At 67.8% G+C, this 22,521-nt stretch carries 20 protein-coding genes; 16 read left to right on the top strand and 4 right to left on the bottom strand.

Features of this window, described 5'->3' with window-relative positions:
- Positions 1-24 precede the first annotated feature (24 nt).
- From glmS to tsaD, 9 genes are read left to right on the top strand one after another with little or no spacing between them, the layout of a single operon-like run.
- Entirely contained in the window at positions 25-1,878 is a 1,854-nt protein-coding gene (gene glmS / locus FB459_RS15810) for a glutamine--fructose-6-phosphate transaminase (isomerizing) (RefSeq protein WP_141929177.1), read from the top strand.
- 25 nt (positions 1,879-1,903) lie between these two features.
- Complete coding sequence (locus tag FB459_RS15805) at positions 1,904-2,335, top strand: holo-ACP synthase (protein WP_141929176.1); 432 nt, start codon at positions 1,904-1,906, stop codon at positions 2,333-2,335.
- Entirely contained in the window at positions 2,332-3,750 is a 1,419-nt protein-coding gene (locus FB459_RS15800) for an NAD(P)H-hydrate epimerase (protein ID WP_141929175.1), read from the top strand. The genes FB459_RS15805 and FB459_RS15800 overlap by 4 nt, the downstream gene beginning before the upstream one ends.
- A gap of 59 nt (positions 3,751-3,809) precedes the next feature.
- Positions 3,810-4,970 carry an alanine racemase gene (gene alr, locus FB459_RS15795; RefSeq protein WP_141929174.1) on the top strand — a complete coding sequence of 387 codons (1,161 nt, stop codon included), beginning with the start codon at positions 3,810-3,812 and terminating at the stop codon, positions 4,968-4,970.
- Positions 4,960-6,117: an alpha/beta fold hydrolase gene (locus FB459_RS15790; RefSeq protein WP_141929173.1), complete on the top strand. Its 1,158-nt coding sequence runs from the start codon at positions 4,960-4,962 to the stop codon at positions 6,115-6,117. The genes alr and FB459_RS15790 overlap by 11 nt, the downstream gene beginning before the upstream one ends.
- Positions 6,114-6,584, top strand: a complete 471-nt coding sequence (tsaE, locus tag FB459_RS15785) for a tRNA (adenosine(37)-N6)-threonylcarbamoyltransferase complex ATPase subunit type 1 TsaE (RefSeq protein ID WP_141929172.1) — start codon at positions 6,114-6,116, stop codon at positions 6,582-6,584. The genes FB459_RS15790 and tsaE overlap by 4 nt, the downstream gene beginning before the upstream one ends.
- A complete protein-coding gene (tsaB, locus tag FB459_RS15780; protein ID WP_141929171.1) occupies positions 6,581-7,267 on the top strand; it encodes a tRNA (adenosine(37)-N6)-threonylcarbamoyltransferase complex dimerization subunit type 1 TsaB in 687 nt (228 codons plus the stop codon). Before tsaE ends, tsaB begins: the two co-directional genes overlap by 4 nt.
- Positions 7,264-7,719: a ribosomal protein S18-alanine N-acetyltransferase gene (gene rimI / locus FB459_RS15775; RefSeq protein ID WP_246092494.1), complete on the top strand. Its 456-nt coding sequence runs from the start codon at positions 7,264-7,266 to the stop codon at positions 7,717-7,719. The genes tsaB and rimI overlap by 4 nt, the downstream gene beginning before the upstream one ends.
- Positions 7,712-8,755 (top strand): tRNA (adenosine(37)-N6)-threonylcarbamoyltransferase complex transferase subunit TsaD, encoded by a 1,044-nt coding sequence (tsaD, locus tag FB459_RS15770; RefSeq protein ID WP_141929170.1) that lies wholly within the window; start codon positions 7,712-7,714, stop codon positions 8,753-8,755. Before rimI ends, tsaD begins: the two co-directional genes overlap by 8 nt.
- A gap of 7 nt (positions 8,756-8,762) precedes the next feature.
- Here the strand turns inward: tsaD and FB459_RS15765 are convergent, their stop codons facing one another.
- Genes FB459_RS15765 through FB459_RS15755 form a run of 3 tightly spaced genes read right to left on the bottom strand, consistent with a single transcriptional unit; the run spans position 8,763 to position 12,143 of the window.
- Positions 8,763-10,010, bottom strand: a complete 1,248-nt coding sequence (locus FB459_RS15765; protein WP_141929169.1) for a glycoside hydrolase family 3 N-terminal domain-containing protein — start codon at positions 10,008-10,010, stop codon at positions 8,763-8,765.
- A 10-nt stretch (positions 10,011-10,020) separates the two neighbouring features.
- Positions 10,021-11,241, bottom strand: coding sequence for a class I SAM-dependent methyltransferase (locus tag FB459_RS15760; RefSeq protein ID WP_141929168.1), 1,221 nt, complete (start codon positions 11,239-11,241; stop codon positions 10,021-10,023).
- Positions 11,241-12,143, bottom strand: coding sequence for a metallophosphoesterase (locus tag FB459_RS15755; protein ID WP_141929167.1), 903 nt, complete (start codon positions 12,141-12,143; stop codon positions 11,241-11,243). The genes FB459_RS15760 and FB459_RS15755 overlap by 1 nt, the downstream gene beginning before the upstream one ends.
- Positions 12,144-12,370: 227 nt before the next feature.
- On the opposite strand from FB459_RS15755, the gene groES reads away from it, so the two are divergent.
- From groES to shbA, 3 genes are all read left to right on the top strand, one after another.
- Positions 12,371-12,664 (top strand): co-chaperone GroES, encoded by a 294-nt coding sequence (gene groES / locus FB459_RS15750; RefSeq protein ID WP_205744757.1) that lies wholly within the window; start codon positions 12,371-12,373, stop codon positions 12,662-12,664.
- Between the two features lie 128 nt (positions 12,665-12,792).
- The gene (groL, locus tag FB459_RS15745; RefSeq protein ID WP_141929166.1) at positions 12,793-14,403 is read left to right on the top strand and encodes a chaperonin GroEL; all 1,611 of its coding nucleotides are present in this window, start codon (positions 12,793-12,795) and stop codon (positions 14,401-14,403) included.
- A gap of 252 nt (positions 14,404-14,655) precedes the next feature.
- On the top strand, positions 14,656-15,234 hold the full coding sequence (gene shbA / locus FB459_RS15740) for an RNA polymerase sigma factor ShbA (protein WP_246092493.1): 579 nt from the start codon (positions 14,656-14,658) through the stop codon (positions 15,232-15,234).
- A gap of 577 nt (positions 15,235-15,811) precedes the next feature.
- On the opposite strand, the gene FB459_RS15735 is transcribed toward shbA, so the two are convergent.
- A complete protein-coding gene (locus FB459_RS15735) occupies positions 15,812-16,258 on the bottom strand; it encodes a hypothetical protein (RefSeq protein ID WP_170221969.1) in 447 nt (148 codons plus the stop codon).
- Positions 16,259-16,318: 60 nt separating this feature from the next.
- On the opposite strand from FB459_RS15735, the gene guaB reads away from it, so the two are divergent.
- The 4 genes from guaB to FB459_RS15715 all read left to right on the top strand — a co-directional run bounded on the left by guaB (position 16,319) and on the right by FB459_RS15715 (position 22,516).
- A complete protein-coding gene (gene guaB, locus FB459_RS15730) occupies positions 16,319-17,845 on the top strand; it encodes an IMP dehydrogenase (protein WP_141929163.1) in 1,527 nt (508 codons plus the stop codon).
- Positions 17,846-17,930: 85 nt separating this feature from the next.
- Entirely contained in the window at positions 17,931-19,052 is a 1,122-nt protein-coding gene (locus FB459_RS15725) for a GuaB3 family IMP dehydrogenase-related protein (protein ID WP_129625951.1), read from the top strand.
- A 123-nt stretch (positions 19,053-19,175) separates the two neighbouring features.
- On the top strand, positions 19,176-20,804 hold the full coding sequence (locus FB459_RS15720; protein ID WP_141929162.1) for a succinic semialdehyde dehydrogenase: 1,629 nt from the start codon (positions 19,176-19,178) through the stop codon (positions 20,802-20,804).
- Positions 20,801-22,516, top strand: a complete 1,716-nt coding sequence (locus tag FB459_RS15715) for a GMC oxidoreductase (protein ID WP_141929161.1) — start codon at positions 20,801-20,803, stop codon at positions 22,514-22,516. The genes FB459_RS15720 and FB459_RS15715 overlap by 4 nt, the downstream gene beginning before the upstream one ends.
- The last annotated feature ends 5 nt before the right edge of the window (positions 22,517-22,521 follow it).

Here is a 22,521-nt window from a genome sequence, read left to right as displayed (position 1 = left end):
GGCGGAGGCTCTAGGCTGTCGACCATGTGTGGAATCGTCGGATACGTCGGCAAGAGCGACGACCAGAAGGCCCTTGACGTCGTCATGGAGGGGTTGGCCCGGCTGGAGTACCGAGGGTACGACTCTGCGGGCGTCGCGCTGGTCAGCGGTGACGAGGTCGAGGTGCGCAAGCGCTCCGGCAAGCTCGCCAACCTGATCGCCGAGATCGAGGCGCACCCGATGGACGCCTCCCGCACCGCGATCGGGCACACCCGGTGGGCGACGCACGGCGGCCCGACCGACGAGAACGCCCACCCTCACCGCGGAGGTACCGACGGCAAGTTCGCGCTCATCCACAACGGCATCATCGAGAACTTCCACAGCCTCAAGAACGAGTTGTTGGCCGACGGCATCGAGTTCGCCAGCGAGACCGACACCGAGGTCGTGGCTCAGTTGCTCGCTCGCGAGTTCGACGGTGATCTCACCGAGTCGATGCGCCGCGTCGTCCAGCGCCTCGAGGGTGCTTTCACGTTGCTGGCGGTGCACGCCGACCAGCCCGGCGTGGTCGTCGGAGCTCGCCGCAACAGCCCGCTCGTCGTCGGCCTGGGTGAGGGCGAGAACTTCCTCGGCTCCGACGTCGCCGCATTCATCGGTCACACCAGGCAGGCGATGGAGATGGAGCAGGACCAGATCGCCACCATCACCCCGGACGAGGTGAAGGTCATCAACTTCGACGGCAGTCCCGCCGAGGGCAAGCGTTTCGAGGTCACCTGGGACGCCGCTGCCGCCGAGAAGGGCGGCTACGACACCTTCATGGAGAAGGAGATCAACGAGCAGCCTCACGCCGTCGGCGACACCCTGCTCGGCCGCACCGGTGACGACGGCTCGCTCGTGCTCGACGAACTTCGCATCAGCGAGGACGAACTCGAGGCCGTCGACCGCATTACGATCGTCGCCTGTGGCACCGCCGCGTATGCCGGCATGGTCGCCAAGTACGCGATCGAGCACTGGGCCCGCATCCCGGTCGAGGTCGCGCTCGCCCACGAGTTCCGTTATTGCGATCCGATCGTCAACGAGCGCACGCTGGTGGTGTCGATCAGCCAGTCCGGCGAGACCATGGACACCCTGATGGCGGTCAAGCACGCCAGCGAGTTGGGTGCTCGCACGATCAGCATCTGCAACACCCACGGTTCGACGATCCCGCGCGAGTCGGACGCCGTGCTCTACACCCACGCCGGCCCGGAGATCGCGGTTGCCTCGACCAAGGCGTTCCTGGCACAGATCACCGCCTGCTACATCCTCGGTCTCTACCTCGCGCAGCTGCGTGGCGGCACTTACGCCGAGGACGCCAAGGCGGTGCTCGCCGAACTGCAGGAAGTGCCGGGCAAGATCGAGGAACTGCTCGGCACGATGGACCGCGTCCGCGAGATCGCCCGCTTCATGGCCGACACCCGCTCGGTGCTCTTCCTGGGTCGTCAGGTCGGTTTCCCGGTGGCGATGGAGGGCGCGCTCAAGCTCAAGGAGCTCGCGTACATCCACGCCGAGGGGTTCGCCGCCGGTGAGCTCAAGCACGGACCGATCGCGCTGATCGACGCCGGCCAGCCGGTCTTCATCGTGGTGCCCGGGCCGGACACCCCGCACGGACTGCACGGAAAGGTCGTCTCGAACATCCAGGAGATCCGCGCCCGCGGCGCTCGCACCCTGGTGATCGCGCAGGAGGGCGACGAGGCCGTCGTCCCGTTCGCCGACGAGGTCATCCGCGTGCCGCACACCTCGCCGCTGCTGCAGCCGCTGCTCACCGTCGTCCCGTTGCAGGTCTTCGCCCTCGAGCTGTCGACCGCGAAGGGTTTGGACGTCGACCAGCCGCGCAACCTGGCCAAGTCCGTCACCGTCGAGTGATCCTGCGTCGCACGAGGTCCCGCTGATGGCGATCGTCGGAGTCGGCGTCGACCTGGTGGTCGTCAGCCGGTTCACCGCGACGCTCGAGCGGACGCCCGCACTCGCGACCCGCCTGTTCACCGACCGTGAACAGGCGGGTTCGCCGTCCTCCGTGGCGGGCAGGTTCGCCGCCAAAGAGGCGATCGCGAAGGCGCTCGGCGCTCCCGGCGACCTGGCGTGGACCGACGCGGAGGTGCACAAGACCGATGTCGGGCAACCCTGGTTCCACGTGACCGGTACGGTCGCGGCCCGCGCCCGCGCACTCGGCGTCGAGCGGTTCCATCTGTCGATCTCCCACGACGGCGACTTCGTCACTGCGATGGTGGTGGCCGAAGGGTCGTCGCCGTCGCACGACCTGCCCTCGCCATATGAGTCACCGTCCGATTTACCGAACGAATTCGACTGGGGGACACAGTGATCCGCGCATTCAGCATCGACGACGTCCGTGCGGCCGAGGAGGCCGTCAAGAGGGAGCTCGAGCCCGGCGAGTTGATGCAGCGCGCGGCGCTCGGCCTGGCAGAGGTTGCTCGCGCCCGGTCGGACGAGGACGGCAGGGTGGTCGTGCTGGCCGGGTCGGGCGACAACGGGGGAGACGCGCTGTACGCCGCAGCCCACCTGGCCCGGCTCGACCTGAACGTCGTCGCGCTGTTGGTCGGATCGCGCACCCACGAGGAGGCGCTCGCTGCAGCGACGGCGGAAGGTGTGGTGCCGATCGAGTGGCGGTCGGGAAAGGTGCCCGCAGCTGCCGCCGAGGCACTTGCCGAAGCCAACCTGGTGATCGACGGGATCGTCGGGATCGGTGCGTCGCCGGGCCTGCCCAAGCACTTGGAGAACCTGCCCGACCTCTTCGCGAACGATGCCTACGTCATCGCGGTCGACCTGCCGTCGGGTGTCGATCCGTCCGGCGTGGTGGCCGCCGACTGCCTGTACGCGGACGAGACGGTGACCTTCAGCCTGTTGAAGCCGTGCCATCTCCTGCCTGCCGGTGAAGCAGCGTGCGGACAGTTGACCGTGGTGGACATCGGCGTGCCCGAACCGGATTCGCCCGCCGTAGTCCGTTACGAAGCGAGCGACGCAACCCGGCTCTGGCCGACCCCCGGTGCGTTCGACGACAAGTACTCGCGCGGCGTCCTGGGTGTGATGACCGGCAGCGAGTCCTACCCTGGCGCCGCCGTCCTGGGCGTGACTGCGGCCGTCACCACCGGTGTCGGGATGGTGCGTTACATCGGCCCGCGTCGCGCGACCGACCTGGTGTTGGGAAGCGTCCCGGAGATCGTCAGCGGGCCCGGACGCGTTCAGGCCTGGCTGCTCGGCTCGGGTTGGGACGGTCACGGGGGAGCGCCGGAGTTGGTCGATGAACTCCTGGACGACATCCTTCCGATCGTGCTCGACGCAGGTGCCCTCGACCTGCTCGACGAACCTCGCTCCGCACCGACACTGCTCACTCCTCATGCCGGCGAGTTGAAGCGTCTGGCGCAGCGGCTGGGGCTGGAGCACACTCAAGGAGTGCCGGGTGCCCGAGTGGTGGCAGACGCGCTCGGCGCGCACGTCCTGCTCAAGGGTGCGACCACGCTGATCGTGCCGCCGTCCTCGACGCGAGGGCCGCTCGTCAGCCAGACCGACGGACCGGCCTGGCTGGCCACGGCGGGCTCGGGAGATGTCCTGGCCGGAATGATCGGCGCACTGGTCGCCTCCGGGCTCGGCGTGACCGAAGCGGGTGCCCTCGGAGTGTTGCTGCACGGCCGCGCCGCTCACCTGGCCAACCCGGGAGGGCCCGTCCGTGCCCTCGACGTGGCTCGCTGCGCGGGTCGGGCCGTCGCCGAGTTTCTGTGACCGGCCTCGCCGGCGGCAAGCGTCCGAACGCTGACCACGGGTGGGATGATGGGAGCGCTATGTCCTCATCCCTGTCCGGCGGTGCGCCCGCCCGCGTCACGATCGATCTCGACGCCATCGCCGCCAACGTCCGCACCCTGAAGGGCTTCGCCGGCGATGCCGAGGTGATGGCCGTCGTCAAGGGCGACGCGTACGGGCACGGGCTGGTCCCGTCCGCCCGGGCAGCGGTGGCCGGGGGAGCGAGTTGGCTCGGCGTGGCCCAGATGGACGAAGCCTTCGAACTGCGTGCAGCCGGCGTCGAGGAGCCGGTGCTTTCCTGGTTACACGCGCCGGGGACCGACTTCGACCGGGCCATCGTGTCCGGCATCGACATCGGGGTGCCGGCGGTCTGGGAACTCGACGCGGTCGTCGAAGCGGCGCGCCGGGTCGGGCGGACAGCGCGGGTGCAGTGCAAGGTCGACACCGGCCTCGCCCGCAACGGAGCCTACGGCGCCGACTGGGACGCGCTGGTCGCGGCCGCCGGTCCGTATGTCGCCGAGGGCGCTGTGAAGGTCGTCGGCGTCTTCACTCACTTCGCGTTCGCCGATGCGCCCACTCACCCCACCGTGCTGCAGCAGCAGGAGAAGTTCGCGGACGCTGTCCGTGACTGCGAACGTGCCGGGTTCGACCTCGAGGTGCGTCACATGTCGAACTCCGCCGCGACACTGACGACGCCGCAGGCGGCCTGGGACATGGTGCGTCCGGGGCTGGCGGTCTACGGTCTGTCGCCGGTGCCCGACCTCGGCCGACCAGCTGACTACGGACTGCGTGCAGCCATGACCGTCAGCGCGAATGCGACTGTGGTGAAACGGATTCCGGCCGGTCAGGGGGTCAGCTACGCACACACCTATGCGCCCGATCACGAGACGACGGTGGTCGACGTGCCGATCGGATACGTGGACGGCGTCCCACGGTCGGGTTCGAACAGGGCACCGGTACAGATCGGTGGCTCGAGCTACACGATCTCCGGACGCGTCTGCATGGACCAGTTCGTCGTAGACGTCGGCGACGCGCAGGTGAGTGCCGGGGACGAAGTCGTCCTGTTCGGTGACGGCGAACTCGGCGTCCCGACGGCGCAGGACTGGGCCGATGCCAACGACACGATCAGCTACGAGATCGTCGCCCGGATGAGCTCGCGCCTGCCGCGGGTGTACGTCGGAGGTGGGCACCATGGCGAGTGACGGTGGACTGCTCGGTCTCGGCGTCGGCATCCTGGCTGCCGGTGCTGCCACGGCCGCGGGAGTCGCGGCCGATCGGCTGCTGAAGGCTCGCCGCACCGCGATCGAACTCGGTCTCGAAGTCGACTACGACGACATACCCGACCACGAGGACGTCGTGATCAGCGACGCCGTGCCGCTGCACGTGGAGATCGACGACCCGGTCGGCGCGAAAATCGGCGAGCGACCCACCGTCGTGCTGTCGCACGGTTACACCCAGCACCACGGTGTGTGGCACTTCCAGCGAAAAGCGTTGCGAGAAGCCGGATTTCGGGTGGTGCTCTGGGATCACCGAGGCCACGGCCTGTCCGAACAAGGCGAGGAGTCGTCCTACACGATCGCCCAGCTGGGACGTGACCTGCACGCGGTGATCACAGAAGCCGCCCCCGACGGGCCACTCATCCTCATGGGCCACTCGATGGGTGGCATGGCGATGATGGCGATGGCCGAACAGTTCCCGGAGATCATCCGCGAACGCGTGGTCGGTGCCGGCTTCGTGTGCACGAGCTCGGGAGCGCTGAGCACGCTCGACTTCGGCCTCGGCAAGCAGGTCGGCGCCGCCGTGCACCGCCTCGGTCCCGGCACCGTCGCCCGGCTGTCCGCAAGGCAGAGCACCGTCGAACGCGTCCTCGAACTCGGCAAGGACGTGGAAAGCTATCTCGTGCATCGGTATTCGTTCGGTTCGGACGTACCGATGGCCGTCGTGCGTTACACCGCCGACATGATCTTCGAGACCCCGATGTCGGTCATCTCCGCTTTCATGCCGACCCTCGTCGACCACGAACGCACCGACGTGTTGGCCGAGTTCGACGGCATCGAGACCTTGGTGATCCACGGTCAGCAGGACCGCATCGTCCCGCGTGCCCACGCCGATGTCATGGTCGCGAAGATGCCGCACGCCGAGTACATCGTCGTCGAGAACTCCGGCCACATGCTCCCCTTGGAGCACCCGGAGATCGTCAACACCGAGATCGTCGCGCTCGCCGAACGTGCCTCCCGCGCCGTCGTCGAACCACCCAGCAAGCGCCGTTCCACGGTGCCGCGCACCGTCACCGACCTACGGCCGAGGCGCAAGGGTGTGCTGGAGAAGAAGCAGAAGGCGGCCCGATGAGCCTTCCGCCTGTGACGCTGCCCGATCGTGAAGCGACCCAGACCTGGGGCCGTCGTCTTGGCGCGCTGCTGCGTGCCGGCGACGTCGTCGTGCTGACCGGCGGCCTCGGTGCGGGCAAGACCACGTTGACCCAGGCAATCGCCGAGGGACTCGGTGTGCGTGGACCGATCACTTCCCCCACCTTCGTGATCGCCCGCGTCCATCCTTCGCTCGTCGGCGGTCCGGAGTTGGTGCACGTGGATGCGTATCGCCTGGATGGCTCTCTCGAACTGGATGACCTTGACCTCGACTCCGAACTGGACGAGGCGGTGACGGTCATCGAGTGGGGTGCCGGTCTGGCCGAGGAACTGTCCCAAAAGCGTCTGGAACTGGTCATCGATGTGGACACGTCGACGGAGGTCCGATCGATTCGGTTGCGACCCAACGGCGCTCGCTTCGAATCGGTTGCTGCGCAGGTCGCGTCATGAGTGGGCTGCTGCTGGCGTTGGACACCTCGACCTCGGCGGTCACCGTCGCCCTGGTGTCCGGTGCAGAGGTCGTCGCGGAGCAGACCGTCGTCGACGCGCGCCGCCACACCGAGATCCTGATGCCGCTCGTTCGTGACCTGTTCGACGGGGTCGGGGTCACCCGGGCGAACGTCACGGCGCTCGCTGTCGGCGTCGGGCCCGGTCCGTTCACCGGTCTGCGGGTGGGAATCACCACGGCGGCCACGCTCTCGTATGTTCTCGGTGTCCCGGCCCACGGGGTCTGCAGCCTCGACGCCATCGCGCATCAAGTCGCGACGAGCGACGTGGAGGAGTTCGTCGTCGCCACCGACGCACGTCGCAAGGAGGTCTACTGGGCGCGGTACCTGCGCGGTGAACGCGAGAGCGAGCCGCAGGTGCACAAACCGGCAGGCCTCCCCGATGAGGTTCGAGTGCTGCCGGCGGCCGGCCGGGGAGCGAGGCTCTATCCCGAAGTGTTCGCCTCGGCGATGGAGCCGGCCGACGTGAGTGCCGCTCACCTGGGCCTGCTGGTCGGGTCCCGTCTGCGCGACGGCGGGGAGCTGCTGCCGTTGCAACCCCTGTATCTGCGGCAGCCGGACGCCGTCCCGTCGGCCGGCCAGAAGTCGGCGCTCACCTCACTTGCCGGACAACGGCGCCGGCCATGATCACGCGCGAGATGCACTGGAGCGACATCCCCGAACTCACCAGGATCGACCGGGAGCTTTTCGGGCACGAGGCGTGGAGCGAGACCACCTGGTGGTCCGAGCTCGCCGGTCGTCCTCAGCGTCGCTACCTGATCGCGCAGGACGACGAGGGGGTGGTCGGGTATGCGGGAGTCGACTGTCCCGGCGATGTCGCCGACGTGATGACGATCGCCGTCCGACCCCGGGGACGTCGCTCCGGGCTGTCGCAAGAACTGTTGGACTGGATGCGCGCCGAGGCTGTGTCGTCCGGCGCCGAGGCACTGATGCTCGAGGTCCGCGCCGACAACGTTGCCGCGCGAAAGCTGTACGACCGCAACGGTTTCGAGCAGATCAGCGTGCGCCGCGGCTACTACCAGCCGGACGGTGTCGACGCGATCATCATGCGAGCGCTGCTGGAGGCAGACGATGAGTGAGCCTGTCGTTCTCGGGATCGAGAGCTCCTGCGACGAGACCGGAGTTGCGCTCGTACGCGGCACCACGTTGCTCGGCGACTCCCTCGCCAGCAGTGTCGACGAACACGTCCGTTTCGGCGGGGTGGTGCCCGAGGTCGCCAGTCGGGCACACCTCGAAGCGATCATCCCGACCATCGAGCGAGCATGCGACGATGCCGGACTCACCCTCGCAGACGTCGACGCGGTGGCCGTGACTGCAGGACCCGGTCTCGCCGGTGCGCTCATGGTCGGGGTTTCGGCGGCAAAGGCGGTCGCATGGGCGCTCGACAAGCCGCTGTACGGGGTGAACCACCTGTGTGCACACGTCTGCGCCGACGTGCTCGACCACGGCCCGTTGCCGGAGCCGACGATGGCCCTGCTGGTCTCCGGCGGGCACACCGATCTGCTGATCGTGCGCGACATCGCGTCCGACGTGACTTCGCTGGGCCGGACGATCGACGACGCCGCCGGCGAGGCGTACGACAAGGTGGCGCGGGTGCTCGGTGTGCCCTATCCGGGAGGACCGCACCTGGATCGGCTTGCGCAGCAAGGGGATCCGACCGCCATCCGTTTCCCGCGGGGTCTCACGTCGGCGCGCGACATGGAGAAGCATCGTTTCGATTTCTCGTTCTCGGGCCTGAAGACCGCGGTCGTGCGCTGGGTGCAGGAGCGCGAACGCGACGGTCTGGACGTGCCGCTCGCCGACGTCGCCGCGAGCTTTTCGGCGGCCGTGGCTGACGTGCTCACTCGCAAGGCGATCGACGCGTGCGAGCACCACGGCATCAAGGATCTGCAGATCGGCGGAGGAGTCACCGCGAACACCCAGTTGCGGACGATGGCCGAAGAGCGTTGTGCCGCAGCCGGAATCAGCCTGCGCGTCCCGCGGATCCGGCTGTGCACCGACAACGGGGCGATGGTCGCAGCGCTCGGGGCCCAGGTCGTCGCTCGCGGACTCACGCCGTCGAGCCTCGACCTCGGCACGGACTCGAGCCTGCCGGTCAGCACGGTCTCGGTCTGACTCCGGACTACTCGCGCCCCGAGCAGGACGTCAGGCCCATCGCGGTCTTGGCCATCAGTACCCGTTTCACCGACGCGTTCAGCTTCGCCCGGAAAACAGGGTCCTTCGCGGCTTCGGCGGTCAGTGCCCTCGCCATGAGCGGCGCCGCGGACGCGAGTCCGGTGAGCGCCACATCGCCGCCCGCGCGCACCATCTTGACCACGCGTTCACCGGCCGGAAGATCACGTACCGCAACGGCATTCAGGTCATCGCTCATTACGACTCCCCCGAAGCCGAGCTGTCTGCGCAACACGCCGTCGATGATCTTCGGCGAGTAGATCGCCTGGTTCTCGGCGTCCATCCTCGAGTAGTAGGCCGACGACACCATGACGAACGGGGCACCGGCGGCAATCCCGTCGCGGAAGGGGCGCAGGTATTCGTCGTCAGCCGAGGTCTGGTCGTCGACGATGCCGTCGGCGGTGAAGTCCGTGTTGCCGGTGATCCGACCGAGGCCGGGGAAGTGTTTGAGCGTGCTCTGCAAGCCGCCCGCCTGCATCGTCCGCACCACCTCGGCGACAGCGGAGCCGGCCTTCGCGGGGTTGTTCCCGTATTGGCGACCCCAGCGTCCGATCGGTTCGTTGGAGCGCGGGTTCGCCGGCGGCACGGTGTCGGCGACCGGGGCGAGGTCGACGTTGACGCCCACCGCCTTCAGTTCGCGGACGATCGTTCGTGCGACGGCGGCTCGGTCCGCAGACGACATCGTGCCCTGGCGCAGCGCCGACGGGAGCGCAGAGAAGCCGTCACCCTTCAACTGCTGAACCTGGCCGCCCTCCTGGTCGGCGGCGATCAAAAACCCGACACTCTTCGGCGACGACGAATTCGCTTGTGCTTGAACGTGATCGGAGGTGCTTTTCACTCGAGAGGTCGTGCGCCAGCCGCCGATGAAGAACATGTTGCCGATGTGATGGTCCTTGATCATCGTGTCGAGTGACTCGGCGGACATGCTCGCGTCCAGCCCGACCATCACCAGTTGGCCGGCGCGCTGTGCCGGCGACATAGATCGCAGCAGGCCGTCCACGCAGGATGCACCCGGTGACGTCGTCGACGAAGGCTTCGGCGTCGGTTCGACCGAGGACGTGCCGGACGAAAGAGAGGTCGTGGGTGTCACCGCGGCGGTTCCCGGCGACGTCGTCCCGGCGGACGGGCCGCCGGGGTCGCCGCTGCACGCCGATAGGGCGAGAGCGCTGACGGTGAGGACGGAGACGGTTCTGATCATCGCGCTCAGGCTACGGGCGAGGGTCCGGTTCGTCGGAATCGTCCGGCTCGAGCACGAGGACGATCTGGGATTGCGCCAACCTGGTCACCAGGATGAGGGCACTCGCGTCGCCCTTGAGCTTGAGGTCGCGTACGAAGCGGGCATCGTCGAACCTCACACCGCGCTTCTTCACCGTGACTCGCCCGATGTCGTTGGAACGCAACCATGCTCGTAGGTTCTTGATGTTGAACGGCACCGCCTGCCGGACGCGGTAGCGCCGGGCGTACGGAACATCGACACGCACGTCACCGGTGACGTGGCCGAGGCCGGGGGCCAGTTCGGTGCCGTCCACTGCGTCGGCGAGCGCGCCGGTCACCCCTGCACGCACGACCGCCCGGTCAGCTTCGTAGAGGAAGGCTGCCAGGCCGTCGACGCTGTCGGTCTCTGCGGCGATGTGCTCGCTGCGAATCACGACGTCGTCCGTTGCAGTGAGGACGCGAGCCGTGAACCGCGAGTCGTCGGCGACAGGGCCGAACCAGACGCAGCACTCCAGCACCTCGCCACCGAGGGAGGTCCACTGCGCCGACGCTCCGTCGGGGAGTGCCGAGCGTGGGAAGGAAGGACTGAGCTTGGCGCCCACCGCTCGTCCGGAGGCCCCCAGAGCGGTGACGAAATTCCAGGACGGCAGGAGATCCTCCAGCCGGAAGGTGCGCCTGGTCCGGCCGGTGATGTCGGCAACGCCCGAGGTGCGCCGCGCCGGATCGAGCCAGACACCCACGTGTGAGGGGACGTCGGCGGTCGTGACGTCCTCGACCGACACCGTCGTACCGCCGGGCAGGTTCGCGCGTGCGATCGCCGCAGTCGCAGGGTCCAGGTCGAATGCGTGCACGGCAAGTCCGGCGCGAGCGAATGCCCGTGCGTCCGAGCCGATTCCGCAACCGAGGTCGTACACGTGGTTCACGCCCGCGGCTGCGAAGCGGGCCGCGTGCCCGTCGGCGATGCGCGGACGGGTGGCCTGCTCGAGTCCGTCGGGAGTGAAGAACATCCGCGCGGCGTCGGGTCCGAACTTCTCCACCGCCCTGTGTCGCAGCGCCGACTGTGTTAGCACGGCACTGACGAGTTCGGGATCGTGGCCCTGTGCGCGCAGTCGCGTCGTCAACGCCATCACCGAAGCAGGGTCGTACGAAGGCAGCGAGTCGAGCAGCGAACGGCCGTCGTCCGACAGGATTCGCTCGACGAGAAAGGCATCCATCAGGACGGCGTCCAGGTGGAGGACTTGCTGGAGAAGGCCTCGCGGCGCTCCGCCGGCGAGAGCGCGGCCAGCGCGTCCTGCACCTGCGGCGAGAACCCGCTGACCACCGGGGGAGAGCCGAGCGGAATGTGAGTGTGCACCAGCCCGTGCGGATGTATGTCGACCAGGTCGAAGCCTTGACGCCCGTCGACCCCGACCAGCGCTCCGTTCGGCGCCCCGCCGTCCAGGGAGTAGCAGGACGCGGCCGCCACCGAGACCGGGATGCCCGCGAACGTGCCGTGACAGCTGTGGTGCAGGTGCCCGGCCAGGATCGCCCGGACATCGCTGCCACGCAGCACCGATGCGAAGGCGTCCTGGTTGTCGAGGCCGATGACATTCATCAGGTCGACAGCCGAGACCAGTGGCGGGTGATGCAGCGCGAGCAAGGTGGCGTACTGACTGGGCGTACTCAGCCGGTCTGCCAGCCAGGCGATCTGGTCGTCGTCGATCGCACCGTGGTGGTAGCCGGTCACCGTGCTGTCCAGCGCGATCACCCGAAGCCCGCGCAGGTCGTACACGCGATCCTGCGGCTCGTCGTCCACCGCGAGATCGAAGAGCCCGCGGGCGTACGGCGCACGTTCGTCGTGGTTGCCCATGACCCAGATGACCGTGCAGGACAACTCCTTAGCCGCGGGCTCGACGATCTCACGCAGTGCGCGATATGCGTCCGGTTCGCCGAGGTCGGCGAGGTCGCCGGTGAACACCATCGCGTCGATGGACCGACCGGTGCGAACCACTTGGTCCAGGGTGCGGCGCAGGTTGTCGATCACGTCGATCACCCCGTGCAGCCGGCGCCCGTCCGCGAGCAGGTGCGGGTCGCTCAGATGGGCGATGGTGTGGGTCGGCGCGGGTCCGAATCGCATGTCCCCATCCTGCCCGCCCGAACGGAATGAAGAGTGTCGGACGGCAGTTAGCACTCGACGTATGCGAGTGCTAGATTCGCCAGTGGCACTCAGCCTGTGACAGTGCCGGCTCCGCAAAGGCTCAGGTCGACCCCCGCGACGGCGACCGGAGCCCGGGAGCCGGTGAGTCACAGGGCAAACTTCCGCCGCACGACGCGGTGGGTACAACGTAGAAAGGATCCGCTGTGGTGAACATCAAGCCGCTCGAGGACCGCATCGTGGTCAAGGCCGTCGAGGCCGAGCAGACCACCGCTTCCGGTCTGGTCATCCCGGACACCGCCAAGGAGAAGCCCCAGGAGGGCGAGGTCGTCGCTGTCGGCCCCGGCCGCTTCAACGAGGACGGTGACGAGCGTGTCCCTATGGACATCAAGGTCGGCGACAAGGTCATCTACTCCAAGTACGGCGGCACCGAGGTGAAGTACGGCGGCCAGGAGCTGCTGATCCTCTCGGCGCGCGACGTGCTCGCCATCGTCGAGCGCTGATCGGCCTCACGAGCATTCAAGGCGCCCCGGCTCGCCGCCCTCTGCGGGCCGCGATCCGGGGCGTCGCACATTCCCCGGTCCACCCAGGACCTCTCGAAAGAGACTGAAAGACAAGGACTTCCATCACCATGGCAAAGACCCTGGAGTTCAACGACGACGCGCGTAAGTCGCTCGAGCGCGGTGTTGACGCACTCGCCAACGCCGTCAAGGTGACGCTCGGCCCCAAGGGCCGCAACGTCGTCATCGACAAGAAGTGGGGCGCCCCGACCATCACCAACGACGGCGTCACCATCGCCCGTGAGGTCGAGCTGGACGACCCCTACGAGAACCTCGGCGCGCAGCTCGCCAAGGAGGTCGCCACCAAGACCAACGACATCGCCGGTGACGGCACCACCACCGCGACCGTCCTCGCCCAGGCGATGGTCAAGGAGGGTCTGCGCAACGTGGCCGCCGGCGCCTCGCCGTCCGGTCTGAAGCGCGGCATGGACAAGGCCGTCGAGGCCGTCAACGACCAGTTGCTGTCCAATGCCCGCGAGGTCGACGGCAAGGAAGAGATCGCTCAGGTCGCATCCCTGTCCGCGCAGGACACCACGATCGGTGGCCTCATCGCCGACGCGTTCGACAAGGTCGGCAAGGACGGTGTCATCACGGTCGAGGAGTCCTCGACGGCGGTGACCGAGCTCGACTTCACCGAGGGCATGCAGTTCGACAAGGGCTACATCTCGCCCTACTTCGTGACCGATCCGGAGCGGATGGAGGCCGTCCTCGAGGACGCCTACATCCTGATCAACCAGGGCAAGATCTCGGCGATCGCCGACGTCCTGCCGGTGCTGGAGAAGGTCGTCCAGTCGGGCAAGCCGCTGGTGATCATTGCCGAGGACATCGACGGCGAAGCGCTGTCGACCCTGGTGGTCAACAAGATCCGCGGCACCTTCAACGTCGTCGCGGTCAAGGCCCCCGGTTTCGGTGACCGTCGCAAGGCGATGCTGCAGGACATGGCCATCCTCACCGGTGGTCAGGTCATCGCCGAGGAGGTCGGCCTCAAGCTCGACCAGGCTGACCTGGACGTGCTGGGCCAGGCCCGCCGCGTCGTGGTCACCAAGGACTCCACCACGATCATCGACGGCCAGGGCGACACCGCCGACGTCGACGGTCGCGTGAAGGAGCTGAAGGCCGAGATCGAGCGCACCGACTCCGACTGGGACCGCGAGAAGCTCCAGGAGCGTCTCGCCAAGCTGGCCGGCGGCGTCTGCGTCATCAAGGTCGGCGCCCACACCGAGGTGGAGCTGAAGGAGAAGAAGCACCGCATCGAGGACGCGATCTCCGCCACCCGTGCGGCGATCGAGGAGGGCATTGTCGCCGGTGGTGGCTCGGCGCTCATCCACGCCGTCTCGGCGCTCGACTCCCTGCAGCTCGAGGGCGACGAGGCCACGGGCGCGAACATCGTCCGCAAGGCGGCCGCCGAGCCGCTGCGCTGGATCGCCGAGAACGCGGGCCTCGAGGGTTATGTTGCGGTGTCGAAGGTCGGTGAGCAGCCGCTGGGCAGCGGCCTCAACGCCGCCACCGGCGAGTACGGCGACCTGATCAAGGCCGGCGTCATCGACCCGGTCAAGGTCACCCGTTCCGCGCTGCGCAACGCGGCGTCCATCGCGTCGATGGTGCTCACCACCGACACGCTCGTGGTGGAGAAGCCGGAAGAGGAAGAGCCCGCGGCCGCAGGCCACGGACACGCTCACTGAGGCGGTCCATCCAGGCAAGCGCCCCGGTTCCTCACGGACCGGGGCGCTTCGCATTCCGGCATCGGCAGGTCAACCGGCATTTGACGAGCACGGCAGGTGGATGCCTACTCTGGTGAGTGCGCCCCTTGGTCATCTGTCCAGGAATTCGGCCGGGACGGGGTTCAGGAACCGACGACGAGGACCCGGGAAGGCAGGATGAGCGGATCGCCAAACGCTGCCCACCGACCTGTAACAAACTGGGCCGCTCGCACGATGTCCCCATCGGAAGCGCAGATCCCCCTGCGGGACCTGGCTGCTGAGGCTCGTGCAGGAAGCGATGCTGCGGCAGCCGCTTTGATGGCAGGCGTCCACGAGATCGCGTTGCGCTACGCCCGAGCCCGGCTCGGCCGTTTCTCCGCGACCTCGGACGCCGCGGCAGACGTTGCTCAGGAGGTGTGTGTGGCCGTGTTGACGGCGCTGCCTCGATACGTCGACCAAGGCGCCCCGTTCGAGGCATTCGTCTATCGCATCGCTTCCCACAAGGTGGTCGACGCCCAGCGCGGCGTGCTGCGTGGTGCAGTGCCCAGCGATGATCTTCCCGAGCAGACCGACGCGCGACTGACCCCCGAGGAGCACGCGCTCGAGGCCGACCGATCGGCGCAGGTGCATGCCTACCTCGACCAGCTGAACGAACAACAGCGCGAGATCCTCACGCTTCGGGTTGCCGTGGGCATGTCTGCCGAAGAAACCGCCGCCGCTCTTGACATGACTCCCGGCGCCGTCCGCGTCGCGCAGCACCGAGCGCTTGCCCGTCTGCGCAAGATCATGACCGACACGAAGGATCAGCAGTGACGCCGCGCCTGGACGACATCCGTCGCGACGACGAGTGGCTGGACGCCCTCGGCGGTCGCCGAGGCCCGGAGGCGTCGAACGACGAAGCGATCGCGCTGCTCTCGGAGTGGGTCGAGGCGATCGATCACCTCCCCAGCAGGCCCGAACCGGTTGTCGGCCGTTATTCGCGCCATGGGCTCCTTCGCGGACGTCACGGCGCGGGCCCCAACATGCGTCGTGTCGCGTCGGTCTCCGGCATTGCGGTTGCGGCCCTGTCGGTGAGTTCGGTGTCTGCTGCGTTCACCGGCACTTCGGTTCCGGTGTTCCGTGAACTCGGCACGGTCACCCGGGGACTCGTCGGCGCCGACCACTTGCCCCGCACGGCCGAGGCGACCGGCGTACCTGCCGAATCATCTTCCAGCACAACACAGTCGGACACCAGGTCCGACGACCGCGCCCACGAGCACTCTGGTACGACGACGCAGACGCAGTCGGCAACGAGCGATGACCCGACCTCGGTACCGCGAGCCTCCAGTACGCAGTGGGTCTGGACCGACACGCAGTGGAAGCAGTCCACGACTTCGGTAGGTTCGACGAGTCAGCAACGTCCCACGTCCACGCGCGCGACGCGTCCGGTGCTGCCTCCCACCGGCACTTCCGTTCCGACGTCGACCAGCGTCCCGACCTTCACTTCGACGCCGTCGTCCACATCGACGTCCACCTCGACGTCCACCTCGACGTCCACCTCGACGTCCACCTCGACCAGCAGTCCGACGACCTCGAGTCCGTCGACGACGAACTCGACGAAGACCACCAAGACGACGCGTCCGACCTCTACGTCCACCGCGACAAGCACGCCCACGTCGACAGCAACGAGCACGCCGACGTCCACGTCGACCGACGGTCGGCGCGGGCGCCCGACCGCGCGTCCCACACTTCCGACGCCGCCGCAGCCGTCTCCGCGTGCCCGTACCGCGACCGCGAGCGAGAGGTCCGTCGTGACCCCGGACGACGCCTCGGAGTCGTTGGCGAACGAGACCTTCACCGCCACCAGTCAATGACCACCCTCGTCGCGTCGGCTCCGTCGGCTTCGTAGACTTGCACAATGACGTCTGGTAAGCCGACTGTGAGCGATGTTCCTGCGATCTTCGGCCAACTGGGCCTGACCTACGACGACGTGCTGTTGTTGCCAGGGGAGACCGATGTGATCCCCTCCGAGGTCGACACCACCTCCCGCCTCACCCGTGATCTGAAACTGCGCATGCCGCTGATCTCGGCGGCGATGGACACCGTGACCGAGTCGCGGATGGCGATCGCGATGGCGCGCCAGGGCGGCATCGGTGTGCTGCACCGCAATTTGTCGATCGAGGACCAGGCCGAGCAGGTCGATCTGGTCAAGCGCACCCAGACCGGGATCATCTCCAACCCGGTCACGATCGGTCCCGACGCCACGCTCGAGGAACTCGACCAGATCTGTGGTCGCTATCGCGTCTCCGGTCTTCCGGTCGTCGACCCAGACAACACGCTGATCGGCATCATCACCAACCGCGACCTGCGGTTCACCCCGCTCGCGGAGTGGGCGACCGCCAAGGTGCACGAGATGATGACGCCGATGCCGCTGGTCACGGGACCGGTCGGCATCACCCGCGAGGACGCCACCTTGTTGCTGCGTCAGCACAAGCGGGAGCGTCTGCCGCTGATCGACGACGAGGGCAAACTCGTCGGCCTGATCACCGTGAAGGACTTCGTGAAGTCTGAGCAGTTCCCCGACGCCTCCAAGGACGACCAGGGACGGCTGCTGGTGGCCGCCGCCGTCGGCTACTTCGGTGACGCCTGGGAGCGCGCGACCCGTCTGGTCGAGGCCGGTGTCGATGTGCTCGTGCCCGATGTCGCGAACGGTCACGCCAGCCTGATGCTCGACATGATCCGCAAGCTGAAGTCCGACCCGGCCACCAAACACGTTCAGATCATCGGCGGCAACGTGGCCACCCGCGCCGGAGCGCAGGCACTCGTCGACGCCGGTGTCGACGCGGTGAAGGTCGGCGTCGGGCCGGGTTCGATCTGCACCACGCGCGTGGTCGCCGGTGTCGGCGTACCGCAGGTGACCGCGATCTACGAGGCGTCCCTGGCCTGCAAGCCGGCGGGTGTGCCGGTGATCGGTGACGGTGGTCTGCAGTACTCCGGCGACATCGCCAAGGCGTTGGTCGCGGGCGCGTCCTCGGTCATGATCGGTTCGCTGATTGCCGGCTGCGAGGAGTCGCCCGGCGAGGTGATCCTGCTGAACGGCAAGCAGTTCAAGACCTATCGCGGCATGGGCTCCCTCGGCGCGATGGCCTCGCGCGGCAAGAAATCGTTCTCCAAGGACCGCTACTTCCAGGCCGACGTCGCCTCCGACGACGAGCTCGTGCCCGAGGGCATCGAGGGGCGGGTTCCCTACCGAGGACCGCTCGGCTCCGTGGTCCACCAACTGGTGGGCGGTTTGCACCAGTCGATGTTCTACGTCGGCGCGAACACGATCCCGGAACTGCAGGAGAAGGGGCGCTTCGTGCGCATCACCTCGGCCGGGCTCAAGGAATCACACCCGCACGACGTGCAGGGCATCGTCGAGGCACCGAACTACGCCGGACGCTGACTACGCCCGTAGTCCAGGAAACCGGTCGCCACTGCGGCCGCTTCCCGCAGCGTCTGTGTCCTTGGCGCACCGATAGGCTCGCCGGGTGACTGAGATCGAGATCGGACGTGGCAAGCGCGGGCGTCGCGCGTACTCCTTCGACGACATCGCGGTGGTGCCCTCGCGTCGGACCCGTGACCCGCGCGAGGTGAACGTCGGCTGGCAGATCGACGCCTATCACTTCGACCTGCCGGTCATGGCCGCGCCGATGGACTCTGTGATGTCGCCCGACTCCGCCATCGCGTTCGGCAAGCTCGGCGGTCTGCCGGTGCTCGACCTCGAAGGTCTGTGGACCCGGTATGAGTCACCCGAACCGTTGCTCGCCGAGATCGCTGCGCTCGAGCCGGCCCACGCGACCGCCCGGATGCGCGAGATTTATGAAGAGCCGATCCGCGAGGACCTGATCCGGCTGCGGCTGAAGCAGATTCGCGACTCCGGCTGCACCGTCGCCGGCGCGTTGTCGCCGCAGCGCACCCAGGAGTTCTGGAAGGCTGTCGTCGACGCCGGCGTCGACCTGTTCGTCATTCGCGGCACCACAGTCTCGGCCGAGCACGTTTCGGGTCGGTCCGAGCCGCTGAACCTCAAGCGATTCATCTACGAACTCGACGTGCCGGTGATCGTCGGTGGGGTCGCCACCTACACGGCATCGCTGCACCTGATGCGTACCGGTGCGGCCGGCGTCCTGGTCGGCTTCGGTGGCGGAGCAGCACATACCACCCGGCAGACGCTCGGAATCCAGGTGCCGCTGGCGTCCGCCGTGGCCGACGTCGCCGCCGCTCGTCGCGACTACATGGACGAGACCGGCGGCCGCTACGTCCACGTCATCGCCGACGGGGGTATGGGCACCAGCGGCGACATCGTCAAGGCCATCGCCTGCGGTGCGGACGCGGTGATGCTCGGCGCCGCCCTGGCGCGAGCCACCGAGGCACCGGGACGCGGTTTCCACTGGGGCTCCGAGGCGCACCACTCCGAACTGCCGCGTGGCGAGCGGGTCGAGGTCGGCTCGGTCGGATCACTCGAGGAGATCCTCGTCGGCCCTGGTCTCGGCGCCGACGGCACGACCAATGTCATCGGTGCGCTGAAGCGCGCGATGGCCACGACGGGCTACCTCGAACTCAAGGAATTCCAGCGGGTCGAGGTCATCGTCGCCCCGCATCAGAAGAGCTGACCATCCCGGCGAAGGTCAGCAGATCCGCCCGGTTGACGTCGGATTCCTTCGGACTTTCGGTGTTCGTTGGACGGGTCTCTGCGTTGGGGTGACGTTGGCGGCGATGCGTTCTACTGTGGAGTAATGACCGACCTGCTGAACTCCACGCACGACTCGACGCACCCCTCCGGGCAGGATCCGGCGGGTCGGGAGCAGAGCCGTCCGCCGCACGTCATTGCACCTGGCCTGGCTGCCCGCCTCGCGCGTCGGGCGCTGACCTCCCCGGGAGCCGCGACGTTCGACTGCGTCACGCCGATGACAGGCGGGGTCTTGGGCACGATCCCGCAGAGTTCGGTGGACGACGTAGACATCGCCTACCGCACCGCGCGGTCGGTGCAGCCGCGGTGGGCAGCGGTGTCGGTGCAACAGCGGGCCAGGTTCCTGCTGGAATTGCACGACCTCGTCCTGGACAACCAGGCCGAGTTGCTCGACCTGATCCAGCTCGAGTCGGGAAAATCGCGCCGCCACGCGTTCGACGAGGTGCTGGACGTGGCGGGTGTGAGCCGGCACTACGCGCGCAAGGGCCCGTCGTATCTGGCCACCAAGCGTCGTCTCGGCGCACTGCCGATGCTCAGCCAAGCTCGCGAACTGCGCCACCCCAAGGGCGTCGTCGGTGTCGTCGCGCCCTGGAACTACCCGCTGTCGATGTCGATCACCGACGTCCTGCCGGCACTGCTGGCGGGCAACGCGGTCGTCCTGCGTCCGGACAACAAGAGTGCGCTGACCGCGCTGAGTGCGGTGGAACTCATCGACCGCGCCGGCCTGCCGGAGGGGCTCCTGCAGGTCGTCCTCGGTGACGGCCCGACCATCGGTAACGCGGTGTTGGAGCGCGCCGATTACGTCATGTTCACCGGCTCGACGGCGACCGGTCGCAAGGTCGCCGCGGCCGCCGGCGAACGGTTGGTGGGTGCGTCCCTCGAACTGGGTGGCAAGAACCCGATGTACATCGCGCAGGACGCGAACCTCGAACTCGCCGCCGAATGCGCAGTGCGCGCGATGTTCTCCTCGGCCGGTCAGCTGTGCATCTCGGTGGAGCGGCTCATCCTGCACGAGGAGATCGCCGACGACTTCCTCGCGGTGTTCGTGCCCATGGTGGCGGACATGAAGCTCGGGCCGCAGCTGGAGTGGGGCATCGACATGGGTTCGTTGATCTCCGCCGATCAGCTCGAGCGGGTCAGCGCGCACGTCGACGATGCGGTCGCGGCAGGAGCGAAGGTGCTCACCGGTGGCAAGGCGCGCCCAGATCTCGGTCCGTACTTCTACGAACCGACCGTGCTCGACGGCGTCACCGAGGAGATGGACGTCTGCCGCACGGAGACGTTCGGTCCGGTCGTCTCGGTGTACCGGGTCGCCGACGACGCCGCCGCAGTCGCGAAGGCCAACGATTCCGAGTACGGACTCAACGCGTCGGTGTGGACGCGGGACACGGCGCGCGGTCGCCGTATTGCGAATCAGATCCGTTGCGGCACAGTCAATGTCAACGAGGGTTATGTCGCGGCCTGGGGGAGCAACGGCGCGCCGATGGGTGGCATGAAGCAGTCCGGTATCGGTCGCCGGCACGGCGCCGAGGGCATCCAGAAGTACACCGAGAGCCAGAACGTCACCGTGCAGCACGGTCCGGGATTCGTGATTCCGAAGGGCATGTCGCAGAAGGCGTGGGCCCGGATGATGACCTCCGGCCTGAAGGTGATGAAGAAGGCGGGTCTGTCATGAGCGTCGAGGAGCACCTGCACGACTACGACGTCGTGGTGGTGGGATCGGGGTTCGGCGGGTCGGTCGCCGCGCTACGCCTGGCCGAGAAGGGCTACGCCGTCCACGTCTTCGAGGCCGGCCGCCGGTTCGAGGACGACGAGTTCGCCAAGACCTCGTGGGACGCGCGCCGTTACCTGTGGGCGCCTGCGCTGAAGTGCTTCGGTGTGCAGCGGATCCACAAACTGCCTGACGTGATGATCCTGGCCGGGGCCGGAGTGGGCGGTGGGTCGCTCAACTATGCGAACACGCTGTACAAGCCCACGGCTCCGTTCTTCAAGGACGCGCAGTGGGCGAACATCACCGACTGGGACGAGGAACTCTCCCCGCACTACGAGACGGCGAAACGGATGCTCGGCGTCGTCGAGGAGAACCCGTGCGACGGCCCGGTGGAGCAACTGATGCGGGACGTCGCGAGCGACCTCGGGGTCGCCGACTCCTTCCGCAAGACGCCGGTCGGGGTGTTCTTCGGTGAGTCGGGAAAGACCGTCGACGACCCCTATTTCGGCGGTGAGGGGCCTGCGCGCACCGGGTGCACCGAGTGCGGCAACTGCATGGTCGGCTGTCGCGTCGGCGCGAAGAACACCTTGATGAAGAACTACATCGCGCTGGCCGAACGGCGCGGCGTCGAGTTCGAGGCGTTGCGGACCGTCGTCGATCTGGAAGCGTTGCCCGAGGGTGGTTTTCGGGTCACCACCGAGCGGTCCGGCGCGTGGCTGTCCAAGGATCGTCGCAGCGTGACCGCGGGACAGGTCGTCCTGGCCGCCGGCACCTGGGGTACCCAGACACTGCTGCACGGGTTGAAGGCATCGGGACGTCTGCCGCAGCTGTCCGAGTGCCTCGGTCTGCTCACTCGCACCAACTCCGAAGCCCTCGGCGGCGCGGCGACCGCGAAGGTCCCCGCAGACATGGACCTGTCCAAGGGCGTCGCGATCACCACCTCGTTCCACGTCGACGACACCACCCATGTCGAGAACGTCCGTTACGGCGCGGGTTCGAACGCGATGGGTCTGCTCACCTCGTTGTTGGTGAACGGCGACAACGGACCGCTGGGGAAGGCCAAGGACTTTGCCGGGCAGTTCGCCAAGCAGCCGATGTCGGCGCTTCGCATCGCAGCCGGACCGAGGTGGTCGGAGCGCACCATCATCGCGCTGGTCATGCAGACGATCGACAATTCGATCACGGTCTCCGGACGGCGCCGCTTCGGCAAGGTTCGCCTGACCAGCCGCCAGGGTCACGGTCAGCCCAACCCGAAGTGGATTCCGCAGGGGCACAGGGCGATTCGCGCCATGGCTGATCGACTGCAGGTGGTCGCCAAGGAGAAGGCGCTTCCCGGCGGCACGTGGGGCGAGATCTTCGGCATCCCGCTGACCGCCCACTTCCTGGGCGGGGTCGTGATCTCCGATTCACCGGAGCGCGGCGTCCTCGACCCCTACCACCGCGTCTGGGGACACCCTGATCTGCACGTCGTCGACGGCTCAGCCATCTCGGCCAACCTGGGTGTGAACCCCTCGCTGACGATCACCGCCCAGGCCGAACGGGCGATGGCCTGCTGGCCGGCGATGGGGGAGCGGGACGAGCGCCCGGCGCAGGGCGAGCCCTATCGTCGCCTCGACGTGCCTGCCGCTCGAGTCCCCGGCGTCGACCTCGGCCTGCCGACCACCCGTCCCGTCTGACTACA

Origin of the sequence: Yimella lutea (assembly GCF_006715095.1) — a bacterium.
Classification (GTDB): Bacteria; Actinomycetota; Actinomycetes; order Actinomycetales; family Dermatophilaceae; genus Yimella; species Yimella lutea.
Note: the sequence above shows the minus strand (reverse complement) of the source record. Positions and strands in the feature narration are given on the sequence as shown.